General features: G+C 68.7%; 23 protein-coding genes. 15 read left to right on the top strand and 8 right to left on the bottom strand.

Going from position 1 to position 21,830, the window contains the following annotated elements:
* The first annotated feature begins 74 nt into the window (after window positions 1-74).
* The 3 genes from pstC to pstB are packed head-to-tail and all read left to right on the top strand — an operon-like array spanning window position 75 to window position 2,976.
* A complete protein-coding gene (gene pstC / locus OG819_RS14885; protein ID WP_266649785.1) occupies window positions 75-1,085 on the top strand; it encodes a phosphate ABC transporter permease subunit PstC in 1,011 nt (336 codons plus the stop codon).
* On the top strand, window positions 1,082-2,146 hold the full coding sequence (gene pstA, locus OG819_RS14880) for a phosphate ABC transporter permease PstA (protein WP_266649783.1): 1,065 nt from the start codon (window positions 1,082-1,084) through the stop codon (window positions 2,144-2,146). The genes pstC and pstA overlap by 4 nt, the downstream gene beginning before the upstream one ends.
* Window positions 2,147-2,199: 53 nt before the next feature.
* A complete protein-coding gene (gene pstB / locus OG819_RS14875) occupies window positions 2,200-2,976 on the top strand; it encodes a phosphate ABC transporter ATP-binding protein PstB (RefSeq protein WP_266649781.1) in 777 nt (258 codons plus the stop codon).
* Window positions 2,977-3,430: 454 nt separating this feature from the next.
* Here pstB and OG819_RS14870 read toward each other — a convergent pair whose 3' ends face one another.
* Together OG819_RS14870 and OG819_RS14865 are read right to left on the bottom strand one after the other, a co-directional pair.
* Window positions 3,431-4,429 (bottom strand): inorganic phosphate transporter, encoded by a 999-nt coding sequence (locus OG819_RS14870; RefSeq protein ID WP_266433082.1) that lies wholly within the window; start codon window positions 4,427-4,429, stop codon window positions 3,431-3,433.
* A 5-nt stretch (window positions 4,430-4,434) separates the two neighbouring features.
* Window positions 4,435-5,055: a DUF47 domain-containing protein gene (locus tag OG819_RS14865; RefSeq protein WP_054232360.1), complete on the bottom strand. Its 621-nt coding sequence runs from the start codon at window positions 5,053-5,055 to the stop codon at window positions 4,435-4,437.
* Between the two features lie 209 nt (window positions 5,056-5,264).
* Here OG819_RS14865 and OG819_RS14860 point away from each other — a divergent pair, with 209 nt between their 5' ends.
* Window positions 5,265-5,687, top strand: a complete 423-nt coding sequence (locus tag OG819_RS14860) for a metal-sensitive transcriptional regulator (RefSeq protein ID WP_323139346.1) — start codon at window positions 5,265-5,267, stop codon at window positions 5,685-5,687.
* Between the two features lie 28 nt (window positions 5,688-5,715).
* Here the strand turns inward: OG819_RS14860 and OG819_RS14855 are convergent, their stop codons facing one another.
* The gene (locus OG819_RS14855; protein ID WP_067371445.1) at window positions 5,716-5,901 is read right to left on the bottom strand and encodes a hypothetical protein; all 186 of its coding nucleotides are present in this window, start codon (window positions 5,899-5,901) and stop codon (window positions 5,716-5,718) included.
* Window positions 5,902-6,033: 132 nt separating this feature from the next.
* On the bottom strand, window positions 6,034-6,879 hold the full coding sequence (locus OG819_RS14850; RefSeq protein ID WP_266649779.1) for a hypothetical protein: 846 nt from the start codon (window positions 6,877-6,879) through the stop codon (window positions 6,034-6,036).
* A gap of 117 nt (window positions 6,880-6,996) precedes the next feature.
* Here OG819_RS14850 and OG819_RS14845 point away from each other — a divergent pair, with 117 nt between their 5' ends.
* Complete coding sequence (locus OG819_RS14845) at window positions 6,997-7,170, top strand: hypothetical protein (protein ID WP_266583573.1); 174 nt, start codon at window positions 6,997-6,999, stop codon at window positions 7,168-7,170.
* 233 nt (window positions 7,171-7,403) lie between these two features.
* Entirely contained in the window at window positions 7,404-8,993 is a 1,590-nt protein-coding gene (locus OG819_RS14840; RefSeq protein ID WP_266649777.1) for an FAD-binding oxidoreductase, read from the top strand.
* A 49-nt stretch (window positions 8,994-9,042) separates the two neighbouring features.
* Here OG819_RS14840 and OG819_RS14835 read toward each other — a convergent pair whose 3' ends face one another.
* From OG819_RS14835 to OG819_RS14820, 4 genes are all read right to left on the bottom strand, one after another.
* Window positions 9,043-9,744 (bottom strand): phosphatase PAP2 family protein, encoded by a 702-nt coding sequence (locus OG819_RS14835; protein WP_266649775.1) that lies wholly within the window; start codon window positions 9,742-9,744, stop codon window positions 9,043-9,045.
* Between the two features lie 190 nt (window positions 9,745-9,934).
* Entirely contained in the window at window positions 9,935-10,936 is a 1,002-nt protein-coding gene (locus OG819_RS14830; RefSeq protein ID WP_323139345.1) for a bifunctional lytic transglycosylase/C40 family peptidase, read from the bottom strand.
* A 129-nt stretch (window positions 10,937-11,065) separates the two neighbouring features.
* Window positions 11,066-11,824, bottom strand: coding sequence for a trypsin-like peptidase domain-containing protein (locus tag OG819_RS14825; RefSeq protein WP_266649773.1), 759 nt, complete (start codon window positions 11,822-11,824; stop codon window positions 11,066-11,068).
* Window positions 11,825-11,943: 119 nt separating this feature from the next.
* Entirely contained in the window at window positions 11,944-12,369 is a 426-nt protein-coding gene (locus OG819_RS14820; protein WP_266626051.1) for an ATP-binding protein, read from the bottom strand.
* Window positions 12,370-12,542: 173 nt separating this feature from the next.
* Between OG819_RS14820 and OG819_RS14815 the strand changes: the two genes are divergently transcribed.
* The 9 genes from OG819_RS14815 to OG819_RS14775 all read left to right on the top strand — a co-directional run bounded on the left by OG819_RS14815 (window position 12,543) and on the right by OG819_RS14775 (window position 21,829).
* Entirely contained in the window at window positions 12,543-13,421 is an 879-nt protein-coding gene (locus tag OG819_RS14815) for a helix-turn-helix transcriptional regulator (protein ID WP_266649771.1), read from the top strand.
* Between the two features lie 11 nt (window positions 13,422-13,432).
* Complete coding sequence (locus tag OG819_RS14810; RefSeq protein ID WP_266626054.1) at window positions 13,433-13,615, top strand: DUF397 domain-containing protein; 183 nt, start codon at window positions 13,433-13,435, stop codon at window positions 13,613-13,615.
* On the top strand, window positions 13,608-13,844 hold the full coding sequence (locus OG819_RS14805; RefSeq protein WP_266626056.1) for a DUF397 domain-containing protein: 237 nt from the start codon (window positions 13,608-13,610) through the stop codon (window positions 13,842-13,844). Before OG819_RS14810 ends, OG819_RS14805 begins: the two co-directional genes overlap by 8 nt.
* 418 nt (window positions 13,845-14,262) lie before the next feature.
* Window positions 14,263-15,609 (top strand): S53 family peptidase, encoded by a 1,347-nt coding sequence (locus OG819_RS14800; protein WP_266649769.1) that lies wholly within the window; start codon window positions 14,263-14,265, stop codon window positions 15,607-15,609.
* A gap of 544 nt (window positions 15,610-16,153) precedes the next feature.
* Window positions 16,154-16,462, top strand: coding sequence for a hypothetical protein (locus OG819_RS14795; RefSeq protein ID WP_054232206.1), 309 nt, complete (start codon window positions 16,154-16,156; stop codon window positions 16,460-16,462).
* A gap of 187 nt (window positions 16,463-16,649) precedes the next feature.
* Window positions 16,650-17,510: a hypothetical protein gene (locus tag OG819_RS14790; RefSeq protein ID WP_266626063.1), complete on the top strand. Its 861-nt coding sequence runs from the start codon at window positions 16,650-16,652 to the stop codon at window positions 17,508-17,510.
* Entirely contained in the window at window positions 17,500-18,834 is a 1,335-nt protein-coding gene (locus tag OG819_RS14785) for a hypothetical protein (RefSeq protein WP_266649767.1), read from the top strand. Before OG819_RS14790 ends, OG819_RS14785 begins: the two co-directional genes overlap by 11 nt.
* 14 nt (window positions 18,835-18,848) lie before the next feature.
* Window positions 18,849-20,390, top strand: coding sequence for an SCO6880 family protein (locus tag OG819_RS14780; RefSeq protein WP_266634462.1), 1,542 nt, complete (start codon window positions 18,849-18,851; stop codon window positions 20,388-20,390).
* A 14-nt stretch (window positions 20,391-20,404) separates the two neighbouring features.
* Complete coding sequence (locus tag OG819_RS14775) at window positions 20,405-21,829, top strand: ATP-binding protein (RefSeq protein ID WP_266626067.1); 1,425 nt, start codon at window positions 20,405-20,407, stop codon at window positions 21,827-21,829.
* Window position 21,830: the final 1 nt, after the last annotated feature.

Below are 21,830 nucleotides of genomic sequence, written 5' to 3'. Positions count from 1 at the left end.
TCCGGGCCGCACCGTCCGGTGCACCGCCGCCAGGAGCCGCACACCGAGTACGGCTCTGCAGACCGGAGATCCCGATGGACATATCGACACAGAACACAGACGAAGCACCTCCCCCCACCCCTCAGCCTTCCGTGGCCGTGCAGAAGAGCGCGAGCCACGGCGCCACCCGACCCGGTGACCGGATCTTCCTCGGTCTCTCCCGCGGGTCGGGCATCTTCCTGCTGGTGATCATGGCCGCCATCGCGGTCTTCCTCACCTATCGCGCCTCGCTCGCGATCAGCAGGGACCACGGCAACTTCCTCACCACCTTCGAGTGGAACACCAACACCATCCCGCCGGTCTTCGGCATCGCCGTCCTGGCCTTCGGCACGGTGGTCTCCTCGATCATCGCCATGGCCCTGGCGGTCCCCGTCGCGGTCGCCATCGCGCTGTTCATCACGCACTACGCACCGCGCAGGCTGAGCGGCCCGGTCGCCTACGTGATCGACCTGCTCGCCGCCGTGCCGTCCATCGTCTACGGCCTGTGGGGCGCCCTCGTCCTGGTGCCGCACATGACCGGCCTCTTCGGCTGGCTGGACAAGTACCTCGGCTGGACCGGCATCTTCGAGTGGCAGGGCGGCGCGCCCCGCTCGATGCTCACCGTCAGCATCCTGCTCGCGATCATGATCCTGCCGATCATCACCAACGTGAGCCGCGAGGTCTTCCGCCAGGTCCCGCAGATGCACGAGGAGGCCGCGCTGGCCCTCGGCGCCACGCGCTGGGAGGTCATCCGCATGTCGGTGCTTCCCTTCGGCCGCTCCGGCGTCATCTCCGCGTCGATGCTGGGTCTCGGCCGCGCACTCGGTGAGACAATGGCCGTCGCCACGGTCCTCTCGCCGACCTTCGACATCAACGCCAGCCTGCTCGACCCGGGTGGCGGCACCTTCGCACAGAACATCGCCAGCAAGTTCGGCGAGGCGACCGCTGACGGCCGCGACGCACTGATCGCTTCCGGTCTCGTCCTCTTCGTCATCACCCTGCTGGTCAACGGCGCGGCCCGGGTCATCATCGCCCGTCGCGCGGAGTACTCGGGGGCCAACGCATGAGCCACTCAGCACCCGCCACGGACAAGCGCCCCAGCACCCTGCGCGGCGCGACCCTGCCGAAGTGGTCGCCGTGGGCGATCGCTGTCGGCGCCGTCGTGGTCGCCGTGGCCATCGGCCTGGCCGGCGGTCTCGACAGCAAGGTCCAGTGGGGCCTGATCGCCGGAATTCTCTTCGTCCTCGGTACGTACGGCATCGCCGCCCGCGTCGAGGGTCGCCGCCAGGCCAAGGACCGCGTCGCTACCAGCCTCGTCTGGGTCTGCTTCCTCATCGCGGTCGTCCCGCTGGCGTCCCTGATCTGGACCACCGTCAAGCGCGGTGTGAAGGTCTTCGACATCTACTTCCTGACCCACTCGATGGGTGTGGTCGCGGACTCCGAGCCCGGCGGCGGCATCTACCACGCCATCGTCGGCACGCTGGAGCAGGTCGGCCTCGCCACCCTGATCGCGGCGCCGATCGGTGTGCTCACCGCGGTCTACCTGGTGGAGTACGGGCGCGGCAAGCTCTCCACCGCCATCACCTTCTTCGTCGACGTGATGACGGGCATCCCCTCGATCGTCGCCGGTCTGTTCATCCTGAGCCTGATGCTCATCCTGGACCTGCAGCCCTTCGGCTTCGCCGGTTCGCTGGCCCTGGCCATCCTGATGATGCCCGTCGTGGTCCGCTCCACCGAGGAGATGCTCAAGCTCGTACCGAACGAGCTGCGCGAGGCCTCCCTGGCGCTCGGCGTGCCCAAGTGGCGCACGATCCTCAAGGTGGTCCTGCCGACCTCGATCGGCGGCATCACGACCGGTGTCATGCTCGCCGTCGCACGCATCACGGGCGAGACCGCCCCGGTGCTGCTGCTGGTGTGGGGCACGAACTTCATCAACACCAACCCGTTCTCCGGAGCGCAGGCCTCGCTGCCGCTGTACATCTACCAGCAGTACGCGAACAGCGCCGGTTCGAACGCGGCGTACGACCGTGCCTGGGCGGCGGCGCTCGCCCTGATCGCCTTCGTGATGATCCTCAACCTGGTGGCCCGCGGCATCGCCCGCTGGAAGGCACCGAAGACAGGTCGCTGACGCGGCCATATCAGCGACCAGCAGCATCCCCCTCGAAAGAAGCAGTGATTGACATGGCCAAGCGAATCGACGTAAGCGGTCTCACCGCCTACTACGGCTCCCACAAGGCGATCGAAGACATCTCGATGACGGTCGAGCCGCGCTCGGTGACGGCGTTCATCGGCCCCTCCGGCTGCGGCAAGTCGACGTTCCTGCGCACGCTCAACCGTATGCACGAGGTCACCCCCGGCGGCCGGGTCGAGGGCAAGGTCCTCCTCGACGACGAGGACCTCTACGGCCAGGGCGTCGACCCCGTCGCCGTGCGCCGCACGATCGGCATGGTCTTCCAGCGCCCCAACCCCTTCCCCACCATGTCGATCTTCGACAACGTGGCGGCGGGCCTGCGTCTGAACGGCTCGTACAAGAAGTCCGAGCTGAACGACGTCGTCGAGAAGTCCCTCAAGGGCGCGAACCTCTGGAACGAGGTCAAGGACCGCCTCAACAAGCCCGGCTCGGGTCTGTCCGGTGGCCAGCAGCAGCGTCTGTGCATCGCGCGGGCGATCGCGGTGGAGCCGCAGGTCCTCCTCATGGACGAGCCCTGCTCGGCCCTGGACCCGATCTCGACCCTCGCCATCGAGGACCTGATCGGCGAGCTGAAGGAGCGCTTCACGATCGTCATCGTGACGCACAACATGCAGCAGGCCGCGCGCGTCTCCGACCGCACCGCGTTCTTCAACCTGGCCGCGGTGGGCCAGCCGGGCCGGCTCATCGAGATCGACGACACGGAGCGCATCTTCTCCAACCCGTCGGTGCAGGCCACGGAGGACTACATCTCCGGGCGCTTCGGCTGAGCCGTCCTCCCCCATACCCCTCGCGGTGCTGCATGGCGGTGCCACCGTGAGGACGAGAAGGGCCCGCCCCTGGCTCCCGGGGGCGGGCCCGCTCGTCTTCGACGAGCTACAAGGACGAGGGACGAGGGAGGGCCGGTCGGGGAGTCTTCCGGCTGCGGGCCGGTGGGGGTCGCTCGCGCAGTTCCCCGCGCCCCCAGAAGCGGGGCTCCGCCCCGCATCCCCCACTCACCCGACGTTCTTCGGCTACCGGCCGGTGGGGGCTTGGCGCGCAGTTCCCCGCGCCCCTGAAAGCCTCGCCCCGGCCCGTATCACTCAGCCTGTCCGGCGTTTGAGGACGAGCCCTTCGGGCGATCGGGGGTCCGGGGGCGGAGCCCTGGTGGAAGGCGCGGAGCCCCTGGGGATGGGTCGGGTAGGGGCGGCGGGGGCGAGAAGCGTTGGTGCCGCGTCCGGCGTCCTACAGGAACGCCAGGTCCACGATCCAGAAGCTGGCGGCAGCCACCACCGCCGCGGCCGGCATCGTGATGAACCACCCCATGACGATGTTCTTGGCGACACCCCAGCGAACCGCGTTCACCCGCTTCGTCGCCCCGACCCCCATGATCGCCGACGTGATGACATGCGTGGTCGAGATCGGCGCCTTGAAGAGGAACGCCGTGGCGAACATGATCGACGCCCCCGTCGTCTCCGCGGCGAACCCCTGCGGCGGATCAAGCTCAATGATCTTGCGCCCGAGCGTCCGCATGATGCGCCACCCACCGGCGTACGTCCCCAGCGACAGCATCACCGCACAGACGATCTTCACCCACACCGGAATCGGATCGTCCGACTTCTGGACGTCGCCGATGACGAGCGCCATCACCACGACACCCATCGTCTTCTGGGCGTCCTGAAGACCGTGCCCGAGCGCCATCCCCGCCGCGGACACCGTCTGCGCGATACGGAACCCCCGCTTGGCCTTGTGCGGATTGGCCCGCCGGAACAGCCACATGATCGCGCACATGACCAGATAGCCGCCGATCAGACCGACGACCGGCGACAGGAACATCGGGATGATGACCTTGTCCACGACCCCGGACCACAGCACCTTCGTACCGCCCGCGAGCGCGGCCCCCACCAGCCCCCCGAACAACGCGTGCGAGGAGGACGACGGAAGCCCGAAGTACCAGGTGACCAGGTTCCAGACGATGGCCCCGACGAGCGCGGCGAAGAGGATGCCCATCCCCTTCGAGCCCTCGGGCGTCGCGATCAGCCCCTTGCTGACGGTGTTCGCCACCCCGCTCCCGAGGAACGCACCGGCGAGGTTCATCACCGCGGCCATGGCGAGCGCGGCCCGCGGAGTCAGCGCCCGCGTGGACACCGACGTGGCGATCGCGTTCGCCGAGTCGTGGAAGCCGTTCGTGTACGTGAATCCGAGCGCGACCAGAATGGTCACGACCAGCGCAAAGGTGTCCACGAAGTTCAGGACTCCTTGACGGCGATGGTCTCCACCGTGTTCGCCACATGTTCGAACGCGTCGGCCGCTTCCTCCAGCACATCCACGATCTGCTTGAGCTTCAGGACCTCGATGGCGTCGTACTTGCCGTTGAAGAGATGGGCGAGCAGCTTGCGGTGTATCTGGTCGGCCTGGTTCTCCAGCCGGTTGACCTCGATCCAGTACTCGGTGAGGTTGTCCATCGTCCGCAGGTTCGGCATCGCCTCGGCCGTCAGCTCCGCGGCCCGGGCCAGCACCTCGATCTGCTGTTCGACACCCTTGGGGAGCTCCTCGACCTGATACAGCACGACCAGGTCGACGGCCTCCTCCATGAAGTCCATGATGTCGTCGAGGGACGAGGCCAGGTTGTAGATGTCCTCGCGGTCGAACGGCGTGATGAAGGAGGAGTTCAACTGGTGGAAGATCGCGTGAGTGGCGTCGTCACCGGCGTGTTCGGCGGCCCGCATGCGCTCTGCGATCTCGGCCCGGGCGGAGGCGTCCGCCCCGAGCAGTTCCATCAGGAGTTTCGAGCCCGTGACGATGTTGTCCGCGGAGGCGGAAAACATGTCGTAGAAGCTCGTCTCCCTGGGGGTCAGACGAAAGCGCACTTGAGGTCCTCGGAGTCCTTTTGTTCGGTCAGGCTGATGCTAGGCGCATCATCCGGCCACGGCTAACCGGCCGTCCCCCAGTGTCGCCCATCAGGCACAGTGATCAGCACGGGGTCCGGTCCCGCCATCGGGCAAGGGCCCTATACCCAGCAAAGTTCGTTACCATATACCCACCAGGGGTATATATACCGGACCATCAGGAGGACGCGATGACGACCACCGAGGCCGGCGCGACGGCGCTCTCCGGCGAGGCCAAAACGGTTCAGGAAATCCCGGATACAAGGGACACCACGGACGCCCAGGCTCCCACCGAGGCCGCCGGGGGCGTCGTGACCGATCACGACCGCGGCATCCACGGTTACCACCAGCAGAAGGCCGAACACCTCAAGCGTCTACGCCGCATCGAGGGCCAGATCCGCGGTCTGCAGCGGATGGTCGACGAGGACGTCTACTGCATCGACATACTCACCCAGGTCTCCGCCTCCACCAAGGCCCTGCAGTCCTTCGCCCTCCAGCTCCTCGAGGAGCACCTCCGCCACTGCGTCGCGGACGCGGCCCTCAAGGGCGGCGACGAGATCGACGCGAAGGTCGAGGAGGCCACGAAGGCGATCGGCCGCCTACTGCGCACGTGAAGCCGCCTGCTGCGCACGTGAAAGGGGGCTACTCCCCCGTGCCGCTCCCCCGGGTGCGCTCTTCGGCCACCTTCAGCACCTCGTCGATGCTCTCCAGGCTGAGCCGCTCCTCGTGGGCGGCCGAGGCCGCGATGATCAGGTCGCCGCACAGCTCGATCTCGGCGAGGGCCACGTGGTCCTGAACTGCCGTACCGCCGACCGGAGCCACGTGCATCACCTCTTCCTGCCGTCACCGACTTCCTAGAGTAGGGAGCGGCCTACACACCGCGCATGGCACGGAAGGGCCATTTCCAGCCCCCAACTCCTCCTCACACCTGGACCGGCATCCCCGCCGACGGACGGACGTCTACGGCTCCGCGATCTTCCCCGCGAAGATGTCCGCGGGTTCCGGAAGCCGTACGCGGGCAGAGACCCCGAAGCCGTACAGCAAGGTCGTCGAGGCGACCGCGATGGTGCCCTCCTGCCGGCCGTTGATGAAACTGAACCGGTTCCGGAGCTTGCGGATGCGCCCCTGATCGTCGAGGTAGACGTCGAACGGGACTTCGGCGGTGGCGAACCCTTTCGCCGCCGCCGCGAGTGCCTTCCGGTTCCCCCGCGAGGCGCTCTGCGCCGCGATGTCCAGGTCGGCGATGCCGCGATAGTGCCGCACCGGCGTCCCTGCCACCTCCGTCCTCCCCACGTACGTCGCCCTCCGCGCGCCCCGCAACAACTCGGCCGCGGCGAACGGGTCGGTGGCACCGCCGGTCACGAGGTTCCCGTCGGAGAGCGTGGCCGTGTCGACGCGCACCCACTTGTCGGCAGGGACCCCGGCGCCGCGGTTCTTCATGAACAGGGCGCCCGGGGCGAGGAGCTCGGTGATCGGCCGGTGCTCGACGGCTCCCGCGGGATCCTGTGGCAGCAGCACCTTCAACTGCCCCAGCTGCTTCTTGAAGTCGTAGACACCCTGGCCGCGGATGGTGACCCGGGTCCCGCCCGTGGCCATCTCCATCGACGTACGGGTCTGGGCACTGCCGGCGCGCTCGAGTGCGTCGGCGGCCCGGTGCAGTACCTCGACGGAGGTAATGCCCTCGCGCGCGTCCTCGGCACCGGCCCGGCCGACGGAACATCCGCCGACGCAGACCATGAGCCCCGCCATCGCGACCGCGACGACGTCCGTGCCCGTGCACGTCCGACTCTGCTGCTGCGCCACCATCGTCTGCCGACCCCCAGCCGGTCCGTCCCGGGCCTCCTGTCGTTTCGGTTAACGACGGGTAGGGGCGCCCGTCACGCGGCGGTGATTCGTTTGCTTGCCTTGGGTAACGTTATTGATGTGGCGCAGCCTGAGGACACCCATCTCGTCCAGGAACACCGAACGACGACGGTCGAACAGGGCCGCTTCTGCCTGGCGCGCTGCTCCTGCGGCTGGCGAGGCCCGGCCCGCCGCGCCCGCAGCCTGGCCCGCACGGACGCCGAGGGTCACACGGAGAACACCCCGCTCGCGTAGGGCCCGGCGCTGTGACATCCACGACTCCACGGCGCGGGCGCGCCCAGCGCCCGCCCACCCGCGGCCGAAGAGCCACCCCGGCGTCCGGGGGCGTGGGGCCCGGGTTCAGGATGGGGTGACATCCGCGCGGGATCACGGCCATGTCCCGGTTCCGTCCCGCGCGCGCCCGCCGCGGAACCCCCAGGACCCGGCACACGTCTCGTCACACGCACGGGAAACAATGGGAGGCGCACATGCAACGGCGTACGTTCATAGGTGGCGGCGCGGCCGCACTCGCGGCGGCGGCCACGGCCGCGTGCAACGGCAAGGGCGGCGGGAGCAAGGCGGCGGCGACCACGGACACGTCCGGCACCTCCATACGCACGGCCACCACCAGCACGGCCGGCACCGGCGCGGGCACCGGCACAGCCGCCCATGCCGCCGCCAACTCGACGGCCCTCGCCAAGGACCTCGACGGCGCCCTGGTCCGCCCCGGCGACCGCAGCTGGTCGACGGCCCACCTGCTGTACAACACCCGCTTCGACTCCCTGAAGCCCACCGCCGTCGCGTACGTCGCCCACGCGGACGACATCCGTACGACCATGGCCTACGCCCGCGCCCACAACATCCCGCTGTCGATCCGCAACGGCGGCCACTCCTACGCGGGCTGGTCCTCCGGAAACGGCCGGCTGATCCTGGACGTCTCCAAGCTCAACACGATCCGGGCGTCCGCGAACGAGGCGGTGATCGGCGCCGGTTCCAAGCTGATCGACGTCTACCGGGCGCTCGCCGCGAAGGGCGTCACGATCCCGGCCGGCTCCTGCCCGACCGTCGGCGTGTCCGGTCTGACCCTCGGTGGCGGCCACGGCGTGGTGTCACGGGCGTACGGCCTGACCTGCGACAGCCTCACCCAGGCGACGCTGATCACGGCGGACGGCAAGCAGGTCGTGGCGAACGCGAGCGAGAACAAGGACCTCTTCTGGGCCCTGCGCGGTGCCGGCAACGGCAACTTCGGCGTCGTCACCGAGCTCCGCTTCAAGACGCACGCCGCCCCGCAGGCCGTATCGGGGTACCTGACCTGGCCGTGGGCGAAGGCCGCCGCCGTGGTGAAGGCCTGGCAGGAGTGGGGCCCCAGCCAGCCGGACGAGATCTGGTCCTCGCTCCACCTGGAGAACGGCAGCGGCACCCCCACGGTCGCCATCGCCGCCTTCTCCCTCGGCACGTACGGCGAACTCCAGAACGCCGTGGACCGTCTGGCCACCAAGATCGGCGCCCCCGCGCGCAGCGTCTCGCTCAAGAGGCACACGTACAAGGAGTCGATGGAGGCCTACGCGGGCTGCTCCTCCTTCCCCACCGAGGCCCAGTGCCATCTGCCGGGCTCGACGCCGGGCCGTTCCCCGCAGGGTGCCCTCAGCCGCGATACGTTCGCGGCCCGCTCGGACTTCTTCGACCGGTCCCTCTCCGCGGCCGGTATCCAGACACTCCTGAACCAGGTCTCCTCGGTCCGCGGCGGCGCGGGCAGCATCGCGCTCACCGCGCTGGGCGGTGCGGTCAACCGGGTCTCGCCGACCGCGACGGCCTTCGTGCACCGGCGTTCCAGGATGCTCGCCCAGTACTTCGCCTCCTGGGGCTCCGGCGCCTCCGGGACCGCGGTCCAGTCCTGGCTGGTCTCCGCCCACTCGGCGATGGCCCCCTACGCCTCCGGTGCCGCCTACCAGAACTACACGGACGCGACCCTCACCAACTGGCGCAAGGCCTACTACGGCGACGCGGCGACCCGCCTCGCGGCCCTGAAGAAGCAGTACGACCCGAACCGTTTCTTCACCTTCCCCCAGTCGCTCTGAGCGCCCCGTAGGGCAAGCGCCCCGAGAACACCCTGCAAGGGGGGAGCGCCTACGCCGCGAGGTCCGGCTCCTCGGGCCGCTCCGCCCGCGCCCCCGGAATCAGCGCCTCCTGCCCCGCACGCCGCGCGCTCCGTGCCCGGATCAGCCACCCGGCGCGCGGCGAGCGCTCCACGGCCTTCATCACCGGGGTCAGCAGGGCCATGGCGAGCGGGGAGAGCAGCAGGGCGACGGCGGTGCCGAGGGCGAAGCCTCCGACGACGTCCGTCGGGTAGTGCACGCCCATGTAGACCCGGCAGAAGCCTTCGAGCAGCGCGATCCCTATGCCGACGAGCCCGAACTTCCGGTTCGCGACGAACAGCCCGACGCCCATCGCCATGGTGAGCGTCGCGTGGTCGCTCACGAAGGAGAAGTCGGTCTTGCCGCTGACCAGGACGTCGAGCCCCTGGTGGTCGACGAAGGGGCGGGGCCGCTCCACGAAGCCCCGTATCGGCACGTTCACCAGCACCGCGATGCCGGCCGCGAGCGGCGCCCAGACGAGCGCGGCCACCGACGGGGCGGCGTTCTCGTCGCCGCGCCCGCGTACGGTCCACCAGCACCACAGCACCAGCAGGACCATGGCGAGCAGCAGCCCGTACTCGCCGACGAACTCCATGCCGCGGTCGAACCAGTGCGGCGCGTCCTTGGCGAGGCCGTTGATGTCGTACAGCAGGTCGACGTCGGGGTTCGAACCGGATTCGGCGAGTCCAGCCATGGTGCTACGGCCCCTTCGTCGTCTTCCCGCGGGCGCAGCCTTTCGTGCGCCGCCCGATCCACCCCCGTGGTCGTAGATCGGCTCTACGTCAACAGGAACGCACATTCCCCTTCAGTACGTTCCACCCTCCACCGAATGATCACGCAGACGTTATCGAAGAGAGATACATCGCCGCAGCTCAGGGGTGGGATCAAACCGTCGTCGGCAACGCTTTCGCGCCATCTTCGGTCACCCGCGTGGCGCCGAAGTAGTCGGGGGTGTCGATGGGATCGAAGCGGATGACGGCACCCGTTCGCGGTGCGTCGATCATGTACCCGCCACCCACATAGATACCGACGTGCCGAATGGCGCGCGAGTTGGTGAGGTCGTCGGAGAAGAACACCAGATCACCCGGAAGCAGCTCCGCGCGCGCGGGGTGCGGTCCGGCGTTGTACTGGTCGTTGGCGACGCGCGGCAGGGTGACTCCGACGCTCTCGTACGCGGCCTTGGTCAGACCTGAGCAGTCGAAGCGTCCCCCCTGGTCAGCGGTTCCGTTGCCGCCCCACAGGTAGGGCGTGCCGAGCTTCTTCTGCGCGTAGTAGATCGCCGCGGCGGCCTGCTGCGAGGGATCCACCCGGCTCACCGGCCGCGCGAAGCTCTTCTCCAGAGTCGTGATCGTCTTCACATAATTCTGGGTCTCCTTGTACGGCGGCACGCCCCCGTACTTGATGACCGCGTAGGCCCCCGCGTTGTAAGCGGCGAGCATGTTCTCCGTGACGTTCCCAGGTGCGTCCTTCACATAGGACGCGAGCTTGCAGTCATAGGAGGCCGCCGACGGAATCGCGTCATTCGGGTCCCATACGTCGCGCTTGCCGTCCCCATTGCCGTCGATTCCGTGCGTGGCCCAGGTGCCGGGGATGAATTGCGCTATCCCCTCCGCCGCCGCCGGACTCTTGGCGTTCGGGTTGAATCCGCTCTCCTGGTACAGCTGTGCGGCGAGCAGCGCCGGATTGATCGCGCTGCACAGATTGCCCCACTTCTGTACGAGCGTCTGGTATGCGGCCGGCACGGCGCCCTTGGCGAGCCCGACCGATCCTCCGCCGACCCCGTTGGCGAGGTTCCCGGCCACCATGTAGACGCCGACGACCAGCGCCGACATGAAGGCGAGCCCCACCCCGGCGACGGCGGTCACCACGACCCACGTCTTACGCACCGTCAACCGCCCCTCGCCGCCCGGGAGTCCGCCGGACGTCAGTCTAGAGGCGACCCCTGTGCGAAGAAACGATCACACACGACAAGAAACGGGGGCGCGAAGTGCGCCCCCGACCCTCCCTGCGCGCCCCTAACTCGCTTTGCGCGCCTCCTTGTACAACGCCGCAACCTCTTTCCCGAGGACGACGCTGTACGAGATGTCGTCGGTGTCCCCGCCCGCCTCGTGGCCGCCGATGACCCCGACGACCTCTCCGTCGCCGTTCACCCAGGGGCTGCCGCTGGTGCCGCCGGCGAAGGCGGGGCACGCGATGCGCTGCTGGGTGGGGCTGTGGACAGTCGGCTTGTTCGTACAGATGATCGGTACGTCGAGGGTGCTGGGGTAGCCGGTGACCGTGACGGCGGTGGCCCCGGTCTCCCGCCCCGTGGCGAGGGCGTTCGCGCCGACGACGTCCTCGATGCCCTTCGCGTGCTGCTTGGCGACCTCGGCGAAGGCGACGTCGCTGTCCTCGTCCTGACCGCCGGTCCAGGCGTCACCGACGTAGGTCTTCTTGACGTCCCAGATCCCGTACGGCGCCCGGCCGTCCCGATAGCCCGGGACGAACCGCAACTTTCCGGCCCCGTCGAGACAGTGTGCGGCGGTCACCAGGAGGTCCCGCCCCTCACTGTGCACGACGGAGGCGGTGCAGAAGTGTCCGCTCAGGCCCTCACCCGCGCCGAACAAGGCGCCCACACGGGCGCTCGCCTTGTTCACGCCGGCCTGCACGGTCACGCCGAGCGGCCCGGGGCCGTCATCGGCGGACGCCACGGAAGCGGACGTGACGGCCAGCATCACGACCACGACGAACAAAGCGTTCCGCCGGTTACCAGGGGGACGAGTGGTGCGCTTCATCGGTTCACACTCTGGCCCACGGAATTAAGAAAAATCCTGGAACCACACTGAGAATCTCCTATGAGTCACCGGTGGGAGCCAACGGGAGCACGACAGCAGGTCCACCGTACGGCCCACCCTCAGCCCTCGCACGCACACTCGGCCCACAGCAGCTTCCCACCCCGCCCCGCCCCCACCGTGTACGCGCCCCACGCGTCGGCACAGGCCTGGACAAGCTGCAACCCACGCCCGCCCTCCGCACTGCCCACAGCCTGTGGACGAACATCGCCGAACCCGGCCGGGACCTGTGGATCGGAGTCCCACACGGCGATCCGCAGCCACTCGACCCCGCCGCCGGCTCCTCGAATGCGGAGAGCGTAGGGGCCCCGGGTATGCAGATGGGCGTTGGTGAGCAGTTCGGATGCGAGCAGTTCGGCGGTGGGGGTGAGTGCGGTGAGGTCGTGGGCGGCGAGGACGGTCCGGAGGGTGGCACGGGCGATGCCCGGGGCGCGGGGATCGTGCGGAAGCTGGAGGGTGTAAGCCCAGGACGGGGATACGGTTGCCATGGGAAGTCTCCCGGTTCGGAGGGGAGTTGGGTGATTTGGTTACGGTGCCCAGTGACCGCGGCCGCTCCGTCGAGCGGGGTGCTTCTGGGCGAGGCGCCCAAGCACTAAGGTAGCGGCGAACAGTAAACCCATTCACCGGTTTGCGGGGATTGAGTTCACTACCACTCGTGTGGGTGACCACTGACATCAAGGAGACGGAGGAGCCCGTGAGGAGCAACCCGACGGGTCGTCAACTCCGCTTCGGCGCGGAGCTGCGCAAACTCCGGGAGCACGCGGGCCTGACCGCCACCGAGGCCGGTCAACTCATGGGCATCAAACAGACCCAGGTCAGCAACATGGAGGCCGGGCGCGTGGGCGTGAGCGCCGAACGGGTGCGCACGCTCGCCCGCCACTACGACTGCTCGGACAAGGCCCTCGTCGAAGTGCTCAGCACCATGACCACCGAGCGCTCGCGCGGCTGGTGGGAGGAGTACCGCGAGCTCCTGCCCGGGGGCCTGATCGACCTGGCCGAGATGGAGCACCACGCCACGCTCCTGCGCGCCGGGATCACCGCCCACATTCCCGGCCTGCTCCAAATCCACGACCACGCCCGCGAGGTCTTCCGTCAGGTCGTGCCGGAGCTCTCGCCCCCTGACATCGAGCACCGCCTCTCGTTCCGGATCAAGCGCCAGGCCGTCCTCTTCAAGGACGCCCCCACCCCGTACGACACGGTGATCCACGAAGCCGCGCTGCGGATGCAGTTCGGCGGAACGTCCGTCACCCGGAAGCAGCTGCGACACATTCTCGACATGAGCGAGCGAGCCCACATCACCGTCCAGGTCATCCCGTTCGCCGCGGGCGCCTACCCCGGGTCAGGCCAGTCGATCCTGTACGCCCACGGGGCCGTGGCGCAGCTCGACACGGTGCACCTCGACCAGTCCCACGGTTCGGCGCTCATCGACGCCGAGGCCCAGCTCGAGAAGTACCGCGTCCTCCTGGAGCGCATGAGGGCCACCGCTCTCGCGCCCAAGGAGTCGCAAGACCTCATCCACACCATCGTCCAGGACCTGTGAAGGGACCCGAGATGCCTACCGACGCCTGGCAGAAGTCCTCGTACTGCGGCGAGGGCGAGGCCTGCATACATGTCACCGGAACCCAACTCATACATCTCACCGAAAGCGGCGACCCCCGCAAAGCGATACTCACCGCCACCCCCGCCACCTTCCACGCTCTCCTCCTCACCCTGAAGGAAGCCCCCCGTGGCTGACGTCCCCCCGGACCTCGACTGGGTCCGTGCCGCCCCGGACGACGCGACCGGACCCGGCCCCTGGATCGAACTCGCCTTCGGCGCCGACGACCTGGTCTACATCCGCGAAACCGGCGACCCCACCAACATCGTCACCACCACTCAGAAGAAGTGGGACGCCTTCGTCCTGGGCGTACAGGCGGGCGAGTTCGACCACTTCGTCGAAGGAGTGGAGGACGGAAGATCTTAAGGGGGCTGTCGACGACGACGGTGGCTGTGGCCGCGGTGAGCTCTTGATGGCCAACGCCCATGCGGAGCCGCCGGGCGATGGAGTGTGTGGGGATCCACCGGCGGCGCCCGAGACGGGCCGCGACAACCAGCCGCGGCCCGTTCGCCGTCGCGTCCACCTGGCCGGAATCTTTGGTGAATCCCTTGACCTGCCTGTGAGTTGAGTCAAGCGGCGCTCAGCCGCAGTCCATCGAGCGGCCATCGAGGGGTAACGCGGCGTCCTCGTTCAGTAATGCGGAAGTCAGGATTCCAGACGGCCCTTGTTGTCGCGTACTCAACAAGAGGATGGTCATCGGCGGGCCGCTCGGCCCTCCGCCGGGGACAGCGCACCGGCGGCGCACCCGCACCGCCCCTGTCAAACACTCTCAGGAGGCTGTCCGTTGCGTACCTCAATCCCCCAAGAGCCCGCCAGACCTGCCATACGCGGCAAATGGCGCCGCATCGGTGCGGCCGCCGTCGGTACCGCGGCCCTCGTACTGGCCGGTCTCGGCACCGCCGTCGACGCGAGCGCCGCCCCCGCCACCACGACGACTGCCAGGACCACGGCCGCCGCCTCCACCTCCGCCAAGGTGACGTGGAGCCCGGCCTGTTCCACCCCCGCGAAGGGCCAGATGGCCTGCAAGGCGCTGCGGGTCACCGGCGGCACGACGGCCTTCCAGAAGGCGGGCGCCCACGCGGACGCCGTCACCCCGAAGGCCGCCGACGCCGCCACCCCGTCGGGCTACGGGCCGAGCAACCTCCAGAGCGCCTACGGCCTGACCTCCGCCGCCGCCTCCAACGGCTCGGGCGAGACGATCGCGATCGTCGACGCGTACAACGACCCGAACGCCGAGGCGGACCTCGCCAAGTACCGCTCGTACTACGGCCTGTCGGCCTGCACCACGGCCAACGGCTGCTTCAAGAAGGTCAGCCAGACCGGCTCGACGACCTCCCTCCCCTCCAGTGACGCCGGCTGGTCCGAGGAGATCTCCCTCGACGTCGACATGGCCAGCGCCATCTGCCCGAACTGCAACATCCTGCTCGTCGAGGCCACCTCCGCCACCATGGCCAACCTCGGCAAGGCGGTGAACGAGGCCGTCACCCTGGGCGCCAAGTACGTCTCCAACAGCTACGGCGGCTCGGAGTCCTCCTCCGACTCCACGTACGACACCTCCTACTTCAACCACCCCGGCGTCGCCATCACCGTCTCCGCGGGTGACTCCGGCTACGGCGCCGAGTACCCGGCGGCCTCCAAGTACGTGACCTCCGTCGGCGGCACCGCCCTGTCCACCAGCTCCAACAGCCGCGGCTGGACCGAGAGCGTCTGGGAGACCAGCAGCACCGAGGGCACCGGCTCGGGCTGCTCCTCGTACGACGCGAAGCCGACCTGGCAGACGGACACGGGCTGCTCGAAGCGGACCATCGCCGATGTCTCGGCCGTCGCCGACCCGGCCACCGGCGTCTCGGTCTACGACTCCTACGGGGTCACGGCCGGCTGGTACACCTTCGGCGGCACGAGCGCGTCCTCGCCGATCATCGCCGGTGTGTACGCCCTCGGCGGCACCCCCTCCAGCAGCTCCTACCCGGCGTCCTTCCCCTACGCGTCGGCCGGCACCTCGGCCCTCAACGACGTCACCTCCGGCAGCAACGGCAGCTGCGGCTCCAGCTATCTGTGCACCGCGAAGTCGGGCTACGACGGCCCGACCGGCTGGGGCACCCCGGAGGGAGTCGCGGCCTTCACCGGCTGACCCTCCGGAGACACTGAAAACCGCCGAAAGCACAGGAAAGCGGGGGGAACTGCCGGGGAGGACGTGGGGATCCTCCGGCAGTGCGGGGAACGGGCCGCGGCAACCAGCCGCGGCCCGTTTTGGATAGCCTTCGGGGCAGCGGCCGTGCGTCCACATCGGGCGGACGCGCGACCCGGAGAACATCGGCTCGACGACCCGTCAGAAACACGACGGGCACGCAGGGATGCTGCGAGGAGCGGTGGGGCGACCACCCCGCGCTCGTCGTAGAAGGGGTTAACGACGGAACCACACCACAGGTTCCGGTTCGACTTCATTGCCCGGCGTGACCAGGCGTGATACACAGAGTGACCATACGACTCTTTGCATACCGTCGCACGCCTCCCGCAAGGGGCCCGCGTACGCCGGTGACAAGGGATTCGTACGAAAACCGCCAATCAATGACGCCAAGTCGACATACGACAGCGGCATTGTCGGCGAGAATGGGCCCGACCTCTGCGCACAGTGGCAGGGGGTGCAGAACTACCCACTAGGGGCGGTGACTTACATGCTTTTCGCAGCCGACAAGGGCGACATCACCACAATCATCGGCGGAATCGCCCCGGACTGGGGTCCCTTCGGCAGCCTGGGCAACGAGGCCAAGACGATGATCCAGGTCGTGATGGCCGTCGCCATCCTGCTCTGCCTCGGGATCGCGATCTGGGGAGCGGCGAAGCAACGTATCGGAGCAACGGCGCTCCGTGACACGTTCAGCGCCGAACAGGGCAAGGGTCTGATCATCGCGGGCCTCACCGGGGTCTTCATCATCGGATCCCTCGGCACGCTCTTCACCATCGTGTACGGCATGGCCGTCTAGCTTCGGCCGGGCACCCGGCTCCTCACCTCATCTCCTCCTTTCCCTGTCCGACCCACCCGTCCGACGTGCCCACCGGCTGAGGTTGCGTTTCCCTGATGTCGAGTCACCACACCGCGTCCGCGCGGGAACCAGCACGGCTACCGTCGTACTACGCGGTTCAGGAAGAGGTTGAGGGGGCGTACGCGACATGAGTCCCGGTGACGAACCCGGATACGGGGACGGCTCCCGCCGCGACGACGGGGGGTACGGGGGGACGGGCCAGACCCGTACCCGCCTCCCCGACCGCCCCGGAGACGTCTACGGCGGCGCCCGCCGCGGCCGCTCCTCCTCGCGGAGCCTGGTGACGGTGGTCGGCGTCGTCGTGCTCCTCATCGCGGCCATCGCCTTCGCGAACCGTGGAGGAGACGATTCCTCTTCCTCCTCCGGAACCGGCGGCGCAAGCAACGGCGCCTCCAAAACCTCCCCCACGGCCCCGTCGGGCCAACGCCCGGTGGACACGAACACCGGGGGGATCCCCACGGGGTTCGCACACAGCGAGCAGGGAGCGCAGAGCGCGGCGGCGAACTACGCGGTGGCGCTGGGGTCGACGAGCATGTTCCAGAAGGCCGGTCGGCACAGCCTGGTCGACACCCTCTACACCTCCGACGCGGCCGGCCGTCTCCAGGGTCCGCTGGACGACGCCTACTCGACGAGCTTCCTCAAGAAGCTGGGACTCGACGCGTCCGGCAACGCGCCGCAGGGCAGCACCTTCGTCTCCCGCACGATCCCTGTCGGCAGCAAGGTCGAGCAGTACAGCGCCACCGACGCCAAGGTGTCGGTCTGGTACCTGGGCCTCATCGGAATGTCCGCGCAGAACTCGACCGACCCCGTCACCTCTACCTGGAAGACGTGGACCTTCGAGCTCCAGTGGTCCGGCGGGGACTGGAAGATCGTCACCGACTCGCAGAAGGACGGCCCCGCCCCGGTCCCCGGTGACGACAAGGCCGCCACCTCCGACGAGATCAGCAAGGTCATCGAGGAGTACGGAGGGTTCACTTATGCCCGGTAGCCCACGCCGTGTACTCAAGCTCACCGGCGCCGTCACGGCCGTACAGACCGCGGTCGTCGTGCTGGCGTCCCATGCCTACGCGGCCCCACCGAGCCCGACGCCGAACGCGAACTCGAGCCCCAACCCCAGTGCGAGCGCCTCGACCGACTCGTGCAGACTCATCGTCGGCGAGGCCAAGAAGTACTGCGAAAAGGGCAGCACCACCGGCGGTACCACCGACCCCGGTACCACCTCCACCCTCGACCCCCTCTCCTCGCTGGCCAAGGGCTGCGCCGAGGCCGCGTCCTGGACCATCGACAAGCTCTCCGCGGCCGTCAAGGGCACCGCGAACGTCGACTTCACGAACCAGAAGTTCCTCCAGCAGTACGCCGTGGTCTTCGCCGCCTCCACCATCCTCACCCTCCTCCTGTGGCTGCTGGCCGTGGCGAAGCGGGCGGTGCGAGGCGTCCCCCTCGGCACCGCGATCTCCGAGGCGATCGGCTTCCTCTGGCTCACGGTCCTGGCGTCGGCGTTCACCCCGCTGATCCTCTACACCGTCGTCTCCGCGAGCGACGGCGTCACCGACGTCCTCGCCAAGACCACCGGCAACCAGACCGACACCTTCTTCGGCACCTTCTCCGGCGCCCTCGCCAAGGGCCAGAACATCGGCGGCGGCCCGATCATGCTGATCGTCGTCTCCCTGGTGTCGATCCTGGCGGCAGGCGTCCTGTGGCTGGAGCTCGTCATCCGTGCCGCTCTGCTGTACGTCGGCGCCCTGCTCGGCACCGTCGTCTACGCCGGACTCGTCGACAAGAACCTGTGGGGCCACGTCCGCCGCTGGGCCGGCATCATGATCGCCGTCATCCTGGTCAAACCGGTCATCGTGATCGTGCTGGGCCTCGCCGGCGCGCTGTCCACCAACGGCGGCCCGGACTCCTTCTCCGCCGTCGTCTCCGGCCTCGCGATCATCCTGCTCGCCATCTTCGCCAGCGCGATGATCTACCGCTTCGTGCCCGGCTTCGGCGACGAGATCGCAGGCGGCCGCAACAACCGCATCATGCAGGGTGCCGAAAGCAAGGCCGCGGCCGTGATCAGCTCCCCCGCCACCCTGGTCGCCCAGGGCATCAAGACCCACAGCGCCCGCGCCGACAACAACGGCGGAGGAGGCGCGGGCGGCGGCAACAGCCAGCCGCGCCCCGCGAACCCCGTCTCCGGAGGCGTGTCCGCCCACAGCACCCGTACGCCGAACGGAGGCGGCGGATCTGTCCCCTCCGCCGCACCCCCACCGCGTACCGCCAACACCCGCAACAGCAGTACCAACCGCACGGGAGGTGAAGGGCGTTGACGACCGATTCCCACGTGTCCCATCCGGTCACGCCCCGCCGTACATATCTGATCGGCCGCGCCCGGCCGAACGCGATCGTCGGCCGGAACCGCGAGTCCGGCGAGATCGCGCTCATCATCGCGGGCGCGTTCCTCGGCATGATGTGCGGCTTGCTCGTCCCCGTCCTCTCCCTGCGGATCGTGCTGCTGATGGGCTTCCCACTGGTGGCCATCGCCGCGGTGTACGTCCCGTACAAGCGCCGCACGTTCTACAAGTGGTTCGAGATCAACCGCAGTTACAAGCGCAACCTGCGCCAAGGCACCGCGTACCGCAGCAGCGTCCAGGAGGCCGGCACGCGCCTCGACGGCAAAGAGGTCGAGATCGGGCCGCCGCCCGGCATCGGCCGGATCTCCTGGCTCGCGGCCCCCTTCGGCCCCGACGAGATCGCCGTACTCCTGCACGCCGACCGCCGCACCGTCACCGCCGCCATCGAGATCGAGGGCCCGGGCGTCGGCCTGCGCGACAGCGAGGACCAGGAGGCCCTCGTCGACCGCTTCGGCACACTGCTCAAGCACGTGGCGAACGGCGACGGCTTCGTCACCCGCCTCCAGATGCTCGCCCGCACCCTCCCCGCCGACCCGGACGCCCACGCCAAGGACGTCGCCCAACGCGGGGACGAGAAGGCACCGCCCTGGCTGCAGCAGTCCTACGACCAGCTCCAGTCCATGGTGTCCACCAGCAGCGAGCAGCACCGCGCCTACCTCGTCGCGTGCATGCACTACAACCGTGAACTCGCCGCCGAGGCCCAGGCCATGGCCCGCGCCGCCCGTCCCCAGGGCGGCAGGAAACTGGACCGCGACGCAGGACTCGCCGTCGTCATGGCGCGCGAGCTGACCGACATCTGCTCGCGCCTCCAGGAAGCCGACATCCGCGTACGCCAGCCGCTCGGTCAGGGGCGGCTGGCCTCTCTCGTGCACTCCATGTACGACCCCGACCACCCGATCGACCACATCCAGGCGATGACGAAACGTAATGCCTGGCCCGCCGAGCTCGACGCTATGGAGCCCACCTACCTCCAGGCGAAGACCCGCGAGTCCTCCACCCGCGCCCCCTGGTGCCACGCCACGGCCTGGGTGAAGGAATGGCCGATGACCCCGGTCGGCGTGAACTTCCTGGCGCCGCTCCTGGTCCACACCCCGGACGTCATCCGCACCGTCGCCGTCACGATGGACCTCGAACCCACCGAGGTCGCCATCGAGCGCATGCTGACGGAGAAGACGAACGACGACGCTGAGGCCAGCCGCCAGCTCAAGATGAACCGCACGGTCGACCCCCGCGACGTCGCCTCCCACAACCGCCTGGACCAGCGCGGCGAGGACCTCGCGAGCGGCGCGGCAGGCGTCAACCTCGTCGGCTACATCACGGTCAGCTCCCGCTCCCCCGAGGCCCTCGCCCGCGACAAGCGCACCATCCGCGCCTCCGCCGGAAAGTCGTATCTGAAGCTGGAGTGGTGCGACCGCGAGCACCACCGGGCCTTCGTCAACACACTGCCGTTCGCCACCGGAATCCGCAGGTAGGAGCTGATGTTCTGATGCGGGATCCGCTGTCCGCCGCGACAGACGCCTTCACGGGCTTCCTCTTCGGCAAGGTCGAGACGACCCGCCTGCCCGTGCGCACCTCCACGGGCCAGGCCCAGGCGGTCTACCTGCCGACCGCCGCGCCCGGCCTCGGCGACTCGGGCGTCATCATCGGACGCGAGGTGTACTCCGGGAAGGGCTACATCTACGACCCCTTCCAGCTGTACGGCCAGCAGCTCCCCGCGCCGCACTGGCTGGTGCTCGGCGAGTCCGGCAACGGCAAGTCGGCGCTCGAGAAGACGTACGTCCTGCGGCAGCTGCGCTTCCGCGACCGCCAGGTCGTCGTGCTCGACGCACAGGGCGAGGACGGCGTCGGTGAGTGGAACCTCATCGCGGAAGAGCTGGGAATAACTCCCATCCGTCTGGACCCGACCGCGGCCCTGGACATGGGGATCCGGCTCAACCCGCTCGACCCGGCGATCACGACGACGGGCCAGCTGGCCCTGCTGCGCACGATCATCGAGGTCGCGATGGGCCACGGCCTCGACGAGCGGTCCGGCTTCGCCCTCAAAGTCGCGCACGCCTACGTCAACGAGACGATCGTCGAGCGCCAGCCCGTACTGATGGACATCGTCGAACAGCTACGGCACCCCGAGCCGGAGTCGGCCGAGGCGATGAACGTCGCCATAGACGACGTACGGGCGTGGGGCCTGGACGTCGCCCTGGTCCTCGACCGTCTGGTCGACGGTGACCTCAGGGGCATGTTCGACGGCCCCACGACGGTGGGCATCGACCTCGACGCCCCGCTCATCGTCTTCGACCTGTCCCACATCGACCGCAACTCCATCGCCATGCCGATCCTGATGGCGATCGTCGGCGTGTGGCTGGAACACACCTGGATCCGCCCCGACCGCAAGAAGCGCATCTTCCTGGTGGAGGAGGCGTGGCACATCATCAACAGCCCCTTCGTGGCCCAGCTCTTCCAGCGCCTGCTGAAGTTCGGCCGACGCCTGGGTCTGTCCTTCGTCGCGGTGGTCCACCACCTGTCCGACGTGGTGGACGGCGCGGCGGCCAAGGAGGCGGCCGCGATCCTGAAAATGGCGTCCACCCGGACGATCTACGCCCAGAAGGCCGACGAGGCACGGGCGACGGGCCGGGTGATCGGTCTGCCCAGGTGGGCCGTCGAGATCATCCCGACCCTGACCCCCGGTATCGCCGTCTGGGACGTCAACGGCAACGTCCAGGTGGTCAAACACCTCATCACCGAGACCGAACGCCCCCTCGTCTTCACCGACCGGGCCATGACCGAGTCCTCCGCCGACCACCTCGCCGACGACGCGCTGCGCGCCGCCGAACGGGAAGCCGAGGAACGCGCCGCGGCCTTCGTGGAGCAGCACCTCGCCGATCTCGACGGTACGTCCGAGTCCACGGTGGCGTGAG

The sequence above is a fragment of the Streptomyces sp. NBC_01549 genome, assembly GCF_026339955.1.
Classification (GTDB): Bacteria; Actinomycetota; Actinomycetes; order Streptomycetales; family Streptomycetaceae; genus Streptomyces.
Note: the sequence above shows the minus strand (reverse complement) of the source record. Positions and strands in the feature narration are given on the sequence as shown.